General features: G+C 66.9%; 13 protein-coding genes. 6 read left to right on the top strand and 7 right to left on the bottom strand.

Annotation, left to right across the window (positions count from 1 at the left end; all coding sequences use genetic code 11):
• Positions 1-134: 134 nt before the first annotated feature.
• On the bottom strand, positions 135-1,793 hold the full coding sequence (gene betA, locus DDZ14_RS06105; protein ID WP_109424056.1) for a choline dehydrogenase: 1,659 nt from the start codon (positions 1,791-1,793) through the stop codon (positions 135-137).
• Positions 1,794-1,893: 100 nt separating this feature from the next.
• Positions 1,894-2,478, bottom strand: a complete 585-nt coding sequence (gene betI, locus DDZ14_RS06110; protein WP_109424057.1) for a transcriptional regulator BetI — start codon at positions 2,476-2,478, stop codon at positions 1,894-1,896.
• 82 nt (positions 2,479-2,560) lie between these two features.
• Between betI and choX the strand changes: the two genes are divergently transcribed.
• The 3 genes from choX (at position 2,561) to choV (ending at position 5,460) form a co-directional block, all read left to right on the top strand.
• On the top strand, positions 2,561-3,493 hold the full coding sequence (choX, locus tag DDZ14_RS06115; RefSeq protein ID WP_109424058.1) for a choline ABC transporter substrate-binding protein: 933 nt from the start codon (positions 2,561-2,563) through the stop codon (positions 3,491-3,493).
• 90 nt (positions 3,494-3,583) lie between these two features.
• On the top strand, positions 3,584-4,438 hold the full coding sequence (choW, locus tag DDZ14_RS06120; protein ID WP_233252499.1) for a choline ABC transporter permease subunit: 855 nt from the start codon (positions 3,584-3,586) through the stop codon (positions 4,436-4,438).
• Positions 4,435-5,460 carry a choline ABC transporter ATP-binding protein gene (choV, locus tag DDZ14_RS06125; RefSeq protein WP_109424059.1) on the top strand — a complete coding sequence of 342 codons (1,026 nt, stop codon included), beginning with the start codon at positions 4,435-4,437 and terminating at the stop codon, positions 5,458-5,460. The genes choW and choV overlap by 4 nt, the downstream gene beginning before the upstream one ends.
• Positions 5,461-5,623: 163 nt before the next feature.
• Here the strand turns inward: choV and DDZ14_RS06130 are convergent, their stop codons facing one another.
• Positions 5,624-6,529, bottom strand: a complete 906-nt coding sequence (locus tag DDZ14_RS06130; RefSeq protein ID WP_109424060.1) for a DMT family transporter — start codon at positions 6,527-6,529, stop codon at positions 5,624-5,626.
• Positions 6,530-6,569: 40 nt separating this feature from the next.
• Positions 6,570-7,169: a LysE/ArgO family amino acid transporter gene (locus DDZ14_RS06135; RefSeq protein WP_109424061.1), complete on the bottom strand. Its 600-nt coding sequence runs from the start codon at positions 7,167-7,169 to the stop codon at positions 6,570-6,572.
• A 253-nt stretch (positions 7,170-7,422) separates the two neighbouring features.
• Here DDZ14_RS06135 and tsaA point away from each other — a divergent pair, with 253 nt between their 5' ends.
• Positions 7,423-7,926 (top strand): tRNA (N6-threonylcarbamoyladenosine(37)-N6)-methyltransferase TrmO, encoded by a 504-nt coding sequence (tsaA, locus tag DDZ14_RS06140; protein ID WP_109424062.1) that lies wholly within the window; start codon positions 7,423-7,425, stop codon positions 7,924-7,926.
• Positions 7,927-8,071: 145 nt separating this feature from the next.
• Positions 8,072-9,019 carry a calcium/sodium antiporter gene (locus tag DDZ14_RS06145; protein WP_109424063.1) on the top strand — a complete coding sequence of 316 codons (948 nt, stop codon included), beginning with the start codon at positions 8,072-8,074 and terminating at the stop codon, positions 9,017-9,019.
• 136 nt (positions 9,020-9,155) lie between these two features.
• Here the strand turns inward: DDZ14_RS06145 and proX are convergent, their stop codons facing one another.
• The 3 genes from proX to DDZ14_RS06160 form a co-directional block, all read right to left on the bottom strand.
• Positions 9,156-10,202, bottom strand: coding sequence for a glycine betaine/L-proline ABC transporter substrate-binding protein ProX (gene proX / locus DDZ14_RS06150; RefSeq protein WP_109424064.1), 1,047 nt, complete (start codon positions 10,200-10,202; stop codon positions 9,156-9,158).
• A gap of 105 nt (positions 10,203-10,307) precedes the next feature.
• A complete protein-coding gene (locus DDZ14_RS06155; RefSeq protein WP_109424065.1) occupies positions 10,308-11,246 on the bottom strand; it encodes a proline/glycine betaine ABC transporter permease in 939 nt (312 codons plus the stop codon).
• A 14-nt stretch (positions 11,247-11,260) separates the two neighbouring features.
• Positions 11,261-12,511: a glycine betaine/L-proline ABC transporter ATP-binding protein gene (locus DDZ14_RS06160; RefSeq protein WP_233252500.1), complete on the bottom strand. Its 1,251-nt coding sequence runs from the start codon at positions 12,509-12,511 to the stop codon at positions 11,261-11,263.
• 345 nt (positions 12,512-12,856) lie between these two features.
• Between DDZ14_RS06160 and DDZ14_RS06165 the strand changes: the two genes are divergently transcribed.
• Entirely contained in the window at positions 12,857-14,536 is a 1,680-nt protein-coding gene (locus DDZ14_RS06165; protein ID WP_158275464.1) for a Na/Pi cotransporter family protein, read from the top strand.

Raw genomic sequence — 14,536 nt, forward strand, 5'->3', positions numbered from 1 at the left:
TGTTATTGCCCGTCGCGGGTAGAACACCCACTATAAGCTGGGTCATTGACTAAAGATCGGTGCCTGTATCACCGTCCTTACCATATATGGTGTGCCTTCTTCGAGGCTCTGTAAAGGGAAATTTTGTTAACGGCTCAACGCTGCGCGGTCTGCCAGCGCGGACTGATCCAGGGTCGGTCATTGGCCGGGGCGAGCGGCGCGCGGCCCAGGATATGGTCCGCCGCCTTTTCGCCGACCATGATCGAGGGCGCGTTGAGATTGCCGTTGGTGATGCGCGGAAAGATCGAGCTGTCGGCGACCCGCAGCGCCTCCACACCGATCACGCGGCACTCGGCATCCACCACAGCGCCGGGGTCGTCGCGGCGGCCCATCCGCGCGGTGCCGCACGGGTGAAAGGCGCTTTCGGCATGGGCGCGGATAAAATCGTCAAGTTCATCGTCGCTCTGCACCTGCGGACCCGGCTGGATTTCATGCCTCACGAAGGGCGCGAAGGCCGCCTGAGCGAAGATCTCGCGCGTGAAACGGATGCCGCGCCGGAAATCCTCCCAGTCGCTTTCCGCACTCATGTAGTTGAACCGGATCACCGGATCGTCCTGCGGATCGGCGCTGCGCAGGGTGACCGAGCCGCGCGATTCGCTGCGCATCGGGCCGACATGGGCCTGAAAGCCGTGGCCCTCGGCCACCGCTCGTCCGTCATAGCGTACCGCGATGGGCAGGAAATGGAATTGGATGTCCGGGTAGTCGACACCCGCGCACGAGCGGACGAAGCCGCAGCTTTCGAACTGGTTCGACGCGCCGGGGCCCTGCTTGCCCAGAAGCCACCTGAGCCCGACCCAGCCCTTGCCGAAAAGGTTCCAGTACTTGTAGAGGCTCACCGGCTGGCTGGCGGCCATCTGGACGTAAAGCTCCAGGTGGTCCTGCAGGTTCGCGCCCACGCCGGGCCGGTCGGCGACGACCTCGACGCCGTGTTCGGCCAGATGCGCGCCCGGCCCGATGCCCGAGAGCATCAGGAGCTTGGGCGAGTTGATCGAAGACGCCGCCAGGATCACCTCGCGCCGCGCACGGACCACCTGGCGCCGCCCCCTGGCGATCATCTCGACGCCCGTGGCGCGGCCCTCCTCGATCACGACGCGGGTGACGAACCCGCGCAGGAGATCGCAATTCTCGCGGCGAAGCGCCGGGCGCAGATAGGCGTTGGCGGCCGACCAGCGCCGCCCGCGCCAGACCGTCATCTCGAAGGCGCCAAAACCCTCCTGCTTCTCGCCGTTATAGTCGTCGGTGCGCTCATAGCCCGCCTGCACCCCCGCCTCCACGAAGGCGCGCACCAGCGGGTTGTCGCGCTTGCCGCGGCTCACATGCAGGGGACCGTCGGCGCCGCGCCAGGCCGCGTCGCCGCCATGCCCTCCATCGTGCCAGCTCTCCAGCCGCCGGAAATAGGGAAGCACATCGGCAAAGCCCCAGCCTTCGGCGCCTTCCGCACGCCAATGGTCGAAATCCCGTGCGTGGCCACGCACATAGACCATTCCGTTGATGCTGCTGGATCCGCCGATCACCTTGCCGCGCGGACAGGCCAGGCGGCGCCCGCCCAGATGCGGCTCGGGCTCGGTGCGGTAGCCCCAGTCATAGCGGGCCATGTTCATCGGATAGCTGAGTGCGCCGGGCATCTGGATGAACGGCCCGGCATCGGTGCCGCCATGTTCCAGCACCAGCACCGACCGGCCCGCCTCGGCCAGCCGATAAGCGATGGTGCAGCCCGCACTGCCGGCGCCGACGATGACGTAATCGGCCTCCATCAAGCACCCTCCCATTCCGGTTCGGGCGCAGCGCCGGGCAGCGCGTGCGGAGACCGGTGTCTCAAAATTATTTCTTTCCTTTCATGGCACTTGCGGCGCGTCATTTACGTGCCTCACGAAGTTCGCGGTCGACATGATCCAGCACCAGCCGTGCGGCGGCTTCGCGCTCCATCCCCGCGCCACGCAGGGCGTGCCGCAGATAGAGCCCGTCGATCAGCGCACCCACGCTGTCGGCGATCGTCCCGGCGCGCGCCCCCGCAAGCGGGCGCAGCGCGTACACCAGGTTGGACCGCAGCCGGCGCTGATAGACGCGCAACAGCCGGTGCGCCTCGTCCGAGGTCTGCGCCTGCACATAGAAGTTCAGCCAGGCCGCGATCACCTCGGCACGGAAGTTCCCGGCCTCGAAACTGGCCGCGACGATGGCCTCCAGCCGGGCGCGCGGCCCTTGCGCCAGCTCCAGCCCGATGCGCACCTGCGCCCCGAAGACCGTCAGGATATGACGCATCGCCGCCAGAAAAAGCCGGTCCTTGGCGCCGAAATAGTGATGCGCGAGCGCGCTGGACACGCCGGCGCGCCGCGCGATCTGACTGACCGTGACATCGAGCGACCCCGCCTCCCCGATCTCCTCGATCGCGGCTTTGACAAGGGCTGCGCGTCGGATAGGCTCCATCCCAAGCTTCGGCATGCGGCGTTCCTGCAAATGCGTTGCACACCGAGGCTAGATGGTTTTTAATTGACTCGTCAATCAAGAAAAATGGGAGCACCGCATGACACACATCCGCACAAGCCTTCTGGCCTCCGCCGCCTCGCTGGCGCTGGCCGGGACCGCCTCCGCCGCCTGCGAAACGGTCACCTTCTCGGATGTGGGCTGGACCGACATCACCGCCACCACCGCCGCGACCACAACCGTGCTGGACGCGCTGGGATACGACACCGAGATCAAGGTCCTGTCGGTACCCGTGACCTATACCTCGATGGCCGCCGGCGATATCGACGTCTTCCTGGGCAACTGGATGCCGACGATGGAAGGCGACATTGCCCCCTACCGCGAGGCCGGGACAGTCGATACGGTGCGCGCCAACCTAAAGGGCGCAAAGTATACGCTCGCCACGAATGCCGTGGGCGCCGAGATGGGGATCACGAGCTTCGGCAGCATCGCCGAGCATGCCGACGCGCTGGACGAGACGATCTACGGCATCGAGCCGGGCAATGACGGCAACCGGCTGATCATCGACATGATCGAGTCCGACGCCTTCGGGCTCAAGGAGTTCGGCGTCAAGGAAAGCTCCGAACAGGGGATGCTGGCGCAGGTCGGCCGCGCCGACCGGCAGGGCGATCCGATCATCTTCCTGGGCTGGGAGCCGCATCCGATGAATGCCAATTTCGAACTGACCTACCTGACCGGCGGCGATGACTGGTTCGGCCCCGATCTGGGCGGCGCCACGGTCTACACCAACACTCGCGCGGGCTATGTCGAGGAATGCCCCAATGTCGGCAACCTGCTGGAAAACCTCGAATTCACGCTCGCCATGGAAAACGAGATCATGGGTGCGATCCTCGATGACGGGGCCGAGCCCGGCGATGCGGCGGCGGACTGGCTGAAGGCCAATCCCGGCGTGCTCGACGCTTGGCTCGACGGCGTGACGACGCAGGATGGCGGCGACGCGATGGCGGCTGTGAAGGGCGCGCTGGGGCTCTGATTGCCGGTGCGGCCCGGCGCTGCGGCGGCCGGGCCGGCCCAATGACATGACACGACCGGGGCGCCACCCCGGCAGGAGGGGAGTTTCGCCATGACATGGCTGACCCAGCAGGACATCCCCATGGGTGGAAAAATCCCCGTGGGCGATGCCGCCGCAGCGGTCTTCATCTGGCTGCAGGATAACGGTGCACTGGCTTTCGACGCGATATCCGTCGCGATGGAGGGGCTGATCGACGGCGTACTCTGGGTCTTGCAGACACCGAACCCGCTGATCGTGATCGCGGTGCTCGTCGCGCTGACATGGGGCCTGCAACGCAACTGGAAGACCTGCCTCTTCGTGGCGCTCGGCTTCCTCTTCATCCTCAACCAGGGCTATTGGGAGGAGACCACCGAGAGCCTGACGCTGGTGCTCGCGGCCTGCGTGGTCTGCATGGGCATCGGCGTGCCGATCGGCATCGCCGCCGCGCACCGGCCGCGGCTCTACGCGGCGATGCGCCCGGTGCTCGACCTTATGCAGACCCTTCCGCCCTTCGTCTACCTGATCCCCGCCATCATCTTCTTCGGCATCGGCATGGTGCCGGGATTGATGGCCACGGTCATCTTTGTGGTGCCCGCCCCGATCCGGCTGACGCATCTGGGCATCTCCTCCACGCCCCAGCCGCTTCTCGAGGCCGCGCAGGCTTTCGGCGGCACGCCGTCGCAAACGCTCTGGAAGGTCGAACTGCCCTACGCCCTGCCCCAGATCATGGCCGGGCTGAACCAGACGATCATGCTCTCGCTCAGCATGGTCGTGATCGCCGCGCTGGTCGGCGCGGACGGGCTGGGCGTTCCGGTGGTGCGCGCCCTCAACCGCGTGGACACCGCGCTGGGATTCGAGAGCGGTTTTATCATCGTGGTGGTGGCGATCATCCTCGACCGGATGCTGAAGATGGAGCGCAAATCATGAGCAATGCCGTCGAGTTCGACCGGGTCTCCATCGTCTTTGGCGACCGGCCCGAAACCGCGCTGCCGCTGATGGATGCCGGGCGCGAACGCCCCGATATCCAGGCCGAGACCGGCCAGGTGCTGGGTGTCCACGATTGTTCGCTCGACGTGTCGGAAGGCGAAATCGTGGTTCTGATGGGGCTCTCGGGCTCCGGAAAGTCGACGCTCCTGCGCGCCGTGAACGGGCTGAACCCGGTGGTGCGCGGCTCCGTGCGCGTGCGCGACGAGGACGGCATGGTGGACGTGACCCATGCCGGCCGGGCGACGCTGCGGCGGATGCGGCTCAGGCATATCGCGATGGTGTTCCAGCAATTCGGCCTGCTGCCCTGGCGCAGCGTGCGCGACAATGTCGGGCTGGGGCTCGAACTTGCGGGCCTGCCGGCCGCGCAGCGGCGCGCGCAGGTCGAGCGGCAGCTCGATCTCGTGGGGTTGGGCGACTGGGCCGACCGCCGGGTGGGCGAGCTCTCGGGCGGAATGCAACAGCGCGTGGGCCTCGCGCGCGCCTTTGCCACAGATGCGCCCATCCTGCTGATGGACGAACCCTTCTCGGCGCTCGACCCGCTGATCCGCACCCGGCTCCAGGACGAGTTGCTTGAGCTTCAGGCCAAGCTGGGACGCACCATCATCTTCGTCAGCCACGATCTGGACGAGGCGTTCAAGATCGGTGACCGCATCGCGATCATGGAAGGCGGGCGGATCGTCCAATGCGGCACCCCGCAACAGATTTTCTCCAATCCCACAAATGATTACGTCGCGGACTTCGTCGCGCACATGAACCCGCTCGGCGTGCTCTGCGCCCGCGACGTGATGGAACCTGCCGCCGGGACGCCGGGCCGGTGCATGGCGCCGGATGCCGATATCCGCGCGGTGATGGAGGCGGTTCACGCCACCGGCGCGCCGGTTGGTGTCGCCGAGAATGGGAACCTGCTGGGCCAGGTCACCAAGGACACGGTCCTGGCCAGGCTGCTCGACCCGCGCGGCTAAGTCCCGGAGGGCGCACGCGCCTGCACCCGCAGGTGCCTCCGGCGGGAGTATTTTGGGAAAGATGAAGTCACGGACCCCGGCTTTCATCTTTCGTCAAATACTCCGGGGGTGAGGCCGCAGGCCGAGGGGGCAGCGCCCCCTTCTTTCCCGTGCATATCGCCGCTCAGACCTTGGTCGCGGAGACCGGCGGGGTCAGGGTGCGGCGCTTGAGCTGCGCCTCGCGCCAGGAGATGAAGCTGACCGCCGCGACAATCACCGTGCCGCCCAGCACCACCCAGGGGTCGAGCGCCTCGCCGAAGGCGAAGACGCCCAGCGCGCTCGCCCAGACCAACTGCAGGAAGGTGACCGGTTGCGTCACCGCCAGGGGGGCGGCATGGAAGGCACGCGTCATCGTGTAGTGCCCGAGCGTGGCAAAAAACGCGACGAGAAAGAGCCAGCCGATCTGCCCGAGCGTCGGCGCGACCCAGACCAGCGCGGCCAGCGGCGCCAGCCCGATCGTGACGCCCACTGACAAGAGCCCGACCACCGCCAAAGGCTCCAGGTCGTCGGACAGGCGCTTGGCGATCAGGTAGGAGACCGCGAAGGCCATCGTCGTGGCCAGCATCGCCAGATGACCCGGCGACAGCTCGCGGAAGCCCGGCCTCAGGATGATGGCTGCGCCGATAAGTGCCGCGCCGATCGCCGCCATCCGCCGCGCCGCCAGCGGCTCGCCCAGAAAGACCGCTGCGCCGATGGTGATGTAGACCGGCGAGAGGTAGTTCATCGCAGTGACATCGGCGATCGGGATGCGCGCCATGGCATAGAACCACATCGCCACCGCGGCGGTATGGGCCGCGGCCCTCAGCCCGGCCAGGCGCAGCGCCCGGCGGTCGAGTCCCGCACGACGCATCGGTCCGATCATCGGCAGGATGAAGACAAGGCCAAGCGCGTAGCGCAGGAACGCCGCCTGCGCCGCGGGCACCGCCGGCCCCAGATGCTTGACGATGGCCTGCACCGCCACGAAGCAAAGCCCCGTGGCGAGCATCCAGGCGACGGCGGCGACGGGCCGGTGGGGGCGGGTCTCGGTCATCGCCGCGACCAGAGCGGAATTCCCGCCGCTCCGCAAGCCGCTAACCGACGATGAGCCCGGCGGCGATCATCCACATCACGCCGCCCACCAGCAGATCGAGGATCTGCCAGGCCCGCGGCCGCGCGAAGAGCGGTGCCAGCAGACGCGCGCCGTAGCCCAGCGCGAAGAAGAAGACGAAACTCGCCGTCACGGCGCCGGCGCCAAAGGCCAGCCGGTCGGGATATTGCGCCGCGACGGAGCCCAGCAGCACGACCGTATCGAGATAGACATGCGGGTTGAGCCAGGTCAGCGCAAGACAGGTCGCCAACGCCGCGCCCAGGCTTTGCCGCCCGACCTCGGCCGCGGCCAGAGACTGCCCACCGCGCCAGGCGGCGCGGAAGCTCAGCGCGCCGTACCAGATCAGGAAGGCAGCCCCGCCCCAGCGCATCGCCGGGCCGAGCCAGGGCACCGACTGCGCCAATGTGCCGAAGCCGGTGACGCCCGCAGCGATCAGCAGCGCATCCGACAGTGCGCAGGTCACACAGACGGCGAAGACATGGGCCCGCCGCAGCCCCTGGCGCAGCACGAAAGCGTTCTGCGCGCCGATCGCCAGGATGAGCGAGAAGCCAAGCGCGAAGCCAGGCAGGAAGGCGGCGCTCACGGGCAGTCCCCCGGCGCCGCGATCCGGACCGCGAGGAAAGCGGCGCTTCCATTCATACCGTTTACCCCTCTGAACAAATGCAACCACGCGCCGCCGTCAGGCTAGCCGCCGGAGCCGGTTTTGCAAGACCTCTAGCGGAAATGGACCGCCGCGCGCCGCGGCGGTATAGTCCGGGTATGGGCAAGATCACGTCGCCTTTTGTGCACAAGGCCGTCGCGGCGGCAGGCGCCGGGCCGCGCCACCGTGGTCCCCGATGACAGAGGCCCGCAATTCCGACCGCTCCGCCCCCGATCTGCGACCGGGGGAGCGGGTCGCAGACCTGCCTGCCGAAGGCGATGCGGCGCTGCGTTTCATCGGGCGCATCCGAACCCCATGGCGGGACCGCCGGGACTGCCCGCGGCAAGGGCGGCTGGATGGACTCGAGTGCCGGGTGGAACTTTTCGCGCCCTGGGCCGAGGCGCTGGAGGGGATCGGAGACTACACGCATCTGGAAATCCTCTACTGGCTGGACCGCTCGCGCCGCGATCTGCTGCGGCAGAACCCGAAATCCGATGGCCGGATCTTCGGAACCTTCGCGCTGCGCTCACCGCAGCGGCCGAACCCCATCGGCACCGCGCAGGTGCGGCTGGTGCGGTTGGAGGAGGCGGCACTGATCGTGCGCGGGCTCGACTGCCTCGACGGCACCCCGCTTCTGGACATCAAGCCCGACCGCTGCGAATTCACGCCCAAGGCTCCGCCGAAGGCGGCGGACCGATAGACCGCGCCGGCGATGCGCCTGCCCCGAGCCTTGCGCATGTGCGGTTGGCGGTGCCGAAGGTTTCTTTTTCCGCCCCCCTTGAAGCGGGGCCTCGCGGTGGCAAGGTAACGCGCTGCGCATTGCCACCCCTGAAAGACCGAACGCCATGCAAAACGTCCTTCCCTATCTGATGCTGGCCGGCGGTTTCGCCGCGCTTCTTGCCGGTGGCGAGTATCTCGTCCGGGGCGCTGTGAATACCGCGCGGCGACTGGACATCCCGCCGATGGTCATCGGCCTGACGCTGGTGGGGTTTGGCACCTCCATGCCGGAGCTTGCGACAAGCCTTCAGGCAGCGCTGGCGGGCTCGCCGGGGATCGCGCTGGGCAACGTGGTGGGCTCGAACATCGCCAATATCCTGCTGATCCTCGGGCTGGCAGCGGTCCTGATGCCGATCGCGGTCGCGGCCGAGAGCTTCCGCCGCGACGCCGCCGTACTGATCGCTGCGACGGCGCTTTGTATTCTGGCCGCCCTGTCCGGCACCCTGGACCGCTGGCACGGCGTGGTGTTCCTGGTCGGACTGGGCGGGTTTCTCTGGCTGGCATTCCGCAAGAGTGCGCCGGCAGCGGCGGATGTCTACACGCACGAGGCCGAATTTCTGACCGCGCGCAGCCCGCTCTGGCTGAGCCTGGTACAATTCGCAGGCGGGCTGGCGGTGGTGCTCCTGGGCGCGCGCTTCCTGGTCTCCGGCGCGATCGAGATCGCCACACGCCAAGGTATCAGCGAGGCCACGATCGGCCTGACCGTGGTCGCCGTCGGCACATCGCTGCCGGAGCTTGTGACCTCGGCCATCGCGGTGCGGCGCGGTCAGAGCGACGTGGCCTTCGGCAATATCATCGGCTCCAACATCTTCAACATCCTGGGCATTCTGGGATGCACCGTGCTGGTGGCACCGCTTCCGGTGCCGCCGGACATGTTGCGCTTCGATCTCTGGGTGATGTTGGCGGCGACCTTGCTGATGACCGTCTTCGCCCTCACCGGCCGCCGCATCTCGCGCGGCGAGGGCACCATCCTGCTGGCTCTCTACGTCGCCTATCTGGGTTTTCTCGCGACCTGAGCCGCGACAGCCGACCTCCGGCGCTCCGCATGGCCCAAAATCAAAGGGCCGCACGCGGCGACCCGCGCACGGCCCTTCACACGTCCCGTCGCCCGCCCGGAACCGGTTGGCCCGGACCGGTACGAGCGTCCTGCCCTTACATGGCCGAGCCGCGCGCCGCGTCGAGCCATTCATCGACCTTGTCGCGGTTTTCCTCGATCCAGTTCGCGGCCTGTGCTTCCAGATCCTCGGGGCTGTCCTCGCCCGCGTTCATCTTGGCGTTCTGGGCGAAGATGTCGTCGATCGGAATGCTGACCTGACGCAGCAGTTCAGCAGCCGCGGGATTGTTGGCCAGGAAGTCAGAATTGGCCACCGGCCGAATGTCGTTGGCCGGCCAGCCCAGATCGCAGGGCTGTTCGCCGCGGCAGCCTTTCAGCCCCTCGACGGTGGTCGCGTCGGCCAGGTCGGCCTGGTCTTCGGGCAGCTTGGTTTCCTTCATCTGGAGCCAGACCACGTCCTCGCCCGGCGGCAACTCGCCCACCGTCCAGTTCGGGGTCCAGGTGTAGAAGAAGATCGGCTCACCGTTCTGGTAGCGGCCCAGCGCATCGGCCATGGACGCCGAATACCCGGCCTTGATGGCATTGAAGTCGTCATTCCAGCCATAGGCTTCAAAATGGTGCGAAATCACCTTTTCGCAGCCCCAGCCCGGCGGACAGGCAACGAGATCGGCCTTGCCGTCGCCATTGGCGTCGAAAAGCTTCTGGATCTCGTCCTTGGTGAGGTCCTCGACATAATTGATGTCGTGTTCCTCGGCCGTCTTCTTGTCGATCAGGTAGCCCTGCAAGGCACCACCCTTGGCGACGTATCCGATCTTCTCGGCCCCATCGCTGAAGTCGTCTTCATAGGTGTTGTGCAGCGGGAACCAGCCATTCACCCAGAGATCGATATCGCCCTGCGCCACAGACTGGTAGAAGGGCGGATTGTCGAGCGTGGTGATGCGTGAGACGTCATAGCCGAGCTCCTGCAGGAGCTGGCTGTAGACCTCAGCCTGCCACCAGCCGGTGTCCCAACTGGCGCGCGCCATGTCGATGGTGGTGCCCTCGCCGGGCATGTCCTGTTGCGCGACGGCAGCCGTGGGCAGCGCCATAAGGGCGGCGACGGCAGCGCCGGTGGTCATTTTCAGGAATGCTTTCGCCGTAATCATATCGAAAGTCCTCCTTTCGTTTCATGTCTGCCGTGGCGGCGCATCCGCGCCGCGCGCGGCGCTTCGGCGGCCGTGCCGGCAGCGCGCGGCCGCGCTCTTTCGGGGTCAGGACACGCTCTGCCCGCCGCTTCCCGGCGGGTTTGCCGGTGCCCGTATCCTGAAGAACGCCTTCAGCGTCTCCAGAAGACCCGGTGATTTCGTGGTCGATTCACTGCCCAGCGCCTGGGTGATCCGGTCCAGGATCATCGCCAGCAGCACGATGCCCAGACCGCCCTCGGTCGCGGCGCCGACATCCAGCCGGCCAAGCCCGGTATAGACAATCAGACCGAGCCCTCCCGCGCCGATCAGGGCTGCGATCACGGCCATCGAGAGTGCCAGCATCAGCGTCTGGTTGAGCCCCGCCATGATTGTGCGCAGCGCTAGCGGCAACTGCACCTCCCAGAGCACCTGCCGCGGCGACGAGCCGAAGGCATAGGCCGCCTCGATCAGATCCTCAGGCACCGAACGGATGCCGAGATTGGTCAGGCGGATAATCGGCGGCAGGGCGAAGATGATCGTGGCGATGATCCCCGGCGTCATGCCGACGCCAAAGAGCATCACGATGGGAACCAGATAGACGAATGGTGGGATGGTCTGCATGATGTCGAGTACCGGGCGCAGGCCCTTTTCGAACCCGTCCCGGCGGGCCGCGGCGATGCCCAGCGGCACCCCCACGATAGCGCAGAAGAGCACGGCCGTCAGGATCATCGCGAGCGTCGTCATGGTCTGCGGCCAGACCCCGATCAGATCCACCACCGCCAGGGCGACAAGGGTGAAGAGCGCCAGCCCACGGCTGGCCACAGCCCAGGCGACAAGCACCAGCGCCAGAGTGAAGAGCGGCATCGGAATCGCCTGAAGCGCCAGGTCCAGCCCTTCCAGGACCGTGGTGATCGGCACCTGAACGGCCTGGAAGAGATCGCGGAAATTGGGCACGAGCCAGCCCTTGATCACTGTCTCGACCCAGACATCGAGCGGTATCTCGAAACTATCTGACGGTTGCCACATGTTTCTCTCCCCGATCAGGCCGAAAGGGCCGGCGCGGCTTCGGCGGCTTTTTCCTCGCCGTCCGGCGCGTCCTCCTCCTCCGGCGCGTTCTTGTCCTCTGCGAGCAATTCGAAGACCGCCTCGGGGGTAACGACGCCGACGAAACGCTCCTCCTCATCGCAGACGGCGACGGGCAGGCCCGCGGAACAGGCGTCATAGACCTGGCGGAGCACATCACCGGGACGCGCGCGAGGCATTTCGGGCACCATTGCGCCCTCCAGTGGTCCGCCCCCGCCGCCTGCGGCTTGCGCAAGCGACCGGCGCGTGACCAGCCCGGCCAGCGCGCCGTCGCGCAGCAGGTGGAGCGCGTCGCGTCCGAGTTCGTCGAGGCGCGCGCGCACCGCGCCGGCGTCCGTCTCTGCCAGTTCCAGCGCCTCGGGCGGCTCCATAACACTTGCCACGTCGAAGACGCGGGCACGATCCACATCCTGCGTGAAGGCGGCGACATAATCATCGGCCGGGTTGCCCACGATTTCCTCGGCAGTGCCGACCTGAACGAAGCGCCCCTCCTTCATAATGGCGATCCGGTCACCCAGCGTGAGCGCCTCGTCGAGGTCGTGAGTGATGAAGACGATGGTCTTGCGCAGCTCGCGCTGAAGCTCCAGCAATTCGTTCTGCATGTCCCGCCGGATCAGCGGGTCGAGCGCCGAGAACGGCTCGTCCATCAGCAGGATCTCGGGGTCGACGGCCAGTCCGCGCGCCAGCCCGACGCGTTGCTGCATCCCCCCCGAAAGCGTCGCGGGGCGACGGTCGGCCCAAGCGGCCAGCCCGACCTTGCGCAGCGCCTCCAGCGCGCGCTCGCGCCGTTCGGCGGCCGGCACGCGTGCCACCTTGAGTCCGTATTCCACGTTTTCCAGAACGCTCTTGTGCGGGAAGAGCGCGAAATGCTGGAAGACCATCGCGATCTTCTCCAGCCGCAGCTTGCGCAGGGTCGCCGCATCCGCGCCGCGCATGTCCTGGCCGTCGAAGCGAATCTCGCCCTCGCTGGCCTCGATCAGCCGGTTGAGCATCCGCACCAGCGTCGACTTGCCGGAGCCCGAAAGCCCCATGACGACGAAGACCTCGCCCTCCTCGACGCTGAAATTCACGGATTGCACACCGATGGTCTGTCCAGTCTCGGCCAGCACCTCGTCCTTGGTCTTGCCTTTGCGGATCATTTCGAGGGCCTGGTCGGGATCGTCTCCGAACACCTTCGAAAGGTTTTTTACAACGATCTTTTCGGTCAAGCGTCGCCTCCCGTTCCGATGATCAGGGGTAACGCGATCCTGAAGATGCGTATTTTTACATACGTGGTTGCCACATCCAGGTTGTTCAACCGTTATCCGGGCATCGCCTCGACGGAGGCCTCATAATAGCTTGAATAAACTGGAAGAATTCCACAACGCCAGCACCCCGGAGCGTATCTCGAAAGGCGGGGCGCCGCCTGCGGGATGCGCGGCGGCCTTGACCTGCGTCATTCCACCGGCCCCAAGCGTGCGCCAATCTGGTCCGTACCGCACAAATCCTGCAACGGCGGACATAGTCCCGCCGGGACGCGCGGGACCCGCCACCACGTGAGTCGGACGAACGGAATGGAACAGCTTTCGATACTGGTCACTCTTGCCGGCGGGCTCGCGCTCTTTCTCTTTGGCTTCGACATGCTGGCGCGCGCGCTCAAGCAGGTCTCGGGCGATTACCTGAAGACATTCCTGGCGCGGATGACGCGCAACCGGTTCCTGGGCCTCGCCGCCGGGGCGGTGGTAACGGCGGTCATCCAGTCCTCGTCGGTGACCACCGTGCTGCTGGTGGGCTTCATCTCGGCGGGCATGATGAGCCTGGCGCAAAGCGTGCCGATCATCATCGGCGCCAATGTCGGCTCCACCTTCACGGCGCAGATACTGGCCTTCAACGTCACCGCGCTGGCACTGCCGATGGTGTCTCTGGGGGTGCTGGGCTCCTTCGCGGCGCGGCGCGACGAGCACCGGGAGTTGGGTCGCATCCTTCTGGGCCTGGGCCTGGTCTTCTACGGCATGACGGTGATGGCCGCCGCGATGGCGCCCCTGCGCGAGCATCCGCAAGCCCTGCAGATCATCCGGGCACTGGATGCGCCGCTGCTGGCAGCGTTTGCCGGGGCCGCCTTCACCGCGGTCGTGCAATCTTCGGCCGCAACGACGGGCATCCTGCTGGTCATGGCGGGCGAGGGGCTGATCACGCTGGAGGCGGCGATCGCGCTGGCGCTCGGGGCCAATATCGGCACCTGCGTCACCGCCCTTCTGGCCTCCATCGGCAAGCCGGCGGCGGCTGTGCGGGCGGCGGTAGTACATGTGCTCTTCAACGTCGCGGGCGTGCTGATCTGGATCGGGCTGATCGACCAGCTCGCCGATTTCGCCCGCTGGATCTCGCCGGCCCATCCGGCGCTGGAGGGCGCCGCCCGGCTGCAAGCGGAAGCGCCCCGCCAGATCGCCAATGTCCACACGTTCTTCAATGTCGCCAACGCGCTTCTCTTCATCGGTTTCATGGCGCCGATCACCAGGCTGGTGGAACGGCTGGTGCCCGAACGTTCCGAACGGATCGAGCCGCGCTTCGCGCCCCGGCATCTCGACCCGAAGCTGTTGGCGGTGCCGCCGATCGCGCTGGACGCGGCCCGGCTGGAGTTGCTGCGCCTCGGGCGGTTCGTGCAGGAACTGCTCGCGGCCGCCGTGCCGACGCTGGTTTCCGGCAGCCCGGTGCGGATCGGCCGGCTGCGGGTCATGGACCGGCCCGTCGATCTGCTGCATCGCCAGATCGTCGATTACCTGCGGCAGGTCAGCCTGCTCGACCTGACCACCGAGCAAGCCGACCGGCTGATGGCCTATCTGAGGATCGCAAACGATCTGGAGCATCTGGGCGACCTGATCGCGACGGGGATGGTCACATCCGCGCGCAAGCGCATCGACGAGAATGTCGTGATCGGGCCGCAGACAGCCGCGCGCATCGGGCAGTTGCATGCCCTGGTCGCGGAGGCCATGACCGGCTGTCTCGCGGCGCTGGAGACCGAGGACCGCGACCGGGCCGCCGCCGTCCGGGCGATGAAGCAGGCCGAGACGCAGCTTGTCGAGGAGATATCGCGCCACCAGGCCGCACGCCTGCGCGCCGCCGAACCCCGGCGCCTGCCCGCCTATGCGCGCGAAATCGAACTGATCGAGGGGCTGGACGACGTCTTCAAGACGATCCGGCGCATCGCGCGGACCCAGATGGGGGTGTTCCAGCCGCGCCCGCCGGATGGCGGCTGA

It is taken from the genome of Maritimibacter sp. 55A14 (genome assembly GCF_003122205.1).
Taxonomy (GTDB): domain Bacteria; phylum Pseudomonadota; class Alphaproteobacteria; order Rhodobacterales; family Rhodobacteraceae; genus QEYE01.

Excerpts from the sequence above, each read along its gene's own strand:
- tsaA (WP_109424062.1), top strand. The coding sequence starts at position 7,423 with ATGACAGAGGCCCGCAATTCCGACCGCTCCGCCCCCGATCTGCGACCG.
- DDZ14_RS06155 (WP_109424065.1), bottom strand. The coding sequence starts at position 11,246 with ATGTGGCAACCGTCAGATAGTTTCGAGATACCGCTCGATGTCTGGGTC.
- betI (WP_109424057.1), bottom strand. The coding sequence starts at position 2,478 with ATGCCGAAGCTTGGGATGGAGCCTATCCGACGCGCAGCCCTTGTCAAA.
- DDZ14_RS06145 (WP_109424063.1), top strand. The coding sequence starts at position 8,072 with ATGCAAAACGTCCTTCCCTATCTGATGCTGGCCGGCGGTTTCGCCGCG.
- DDZ14_RS06165 (WP_158275464.1), top strand. The coding sequence starts at position 12,857 with ATGGAACAGCTTTCGATACTGGTCACTCTTGCCGGCGGGCTCGCGCTC.
- choX (WP_109424058.1), top strand. The coding sequence starts at position 2,561 with ATGACACACATCCGCACAAGCCTTCTGGCCTCCGCCGCCTCGCTGGCG.
- DDZ14_RS06130 (WP_109424060.1), bottom strand. The coding sequence starts at position 6,529 with ATGACCGAGACCCGCCCCCACCGGCCCGTCGCCGCCGTCGCCTGGATG.
- betA (WP_109424056.1), bottom strand. The coding sequence starts at position 1,793 with ATGGAGGCCGATTACGTCATCGTCGGCGCCGGCAGTGCGGGCTGCACC.
- choV (WP_109424059.1), top strand. The coding sequence starts at position 4,435 with ATGAGCAATGCCGTCGAGTTCGACCGGGTCTCCATCGTCTTTGGCGAC.
- choW (WP_233252499.1), top strand. The coding sequence starts at position 3,584 with ATGACATGGCTGACCCAGCAGGACATCCCCATGGGTGGAAAAATCCCC.
- proX (WP_109424064.1), bottom strand. The coding sequence starts at position 10,202 with ATGATTACGGCGAAAGCATTCCTGAAAATGACCACCGGCGCTGCCGTC.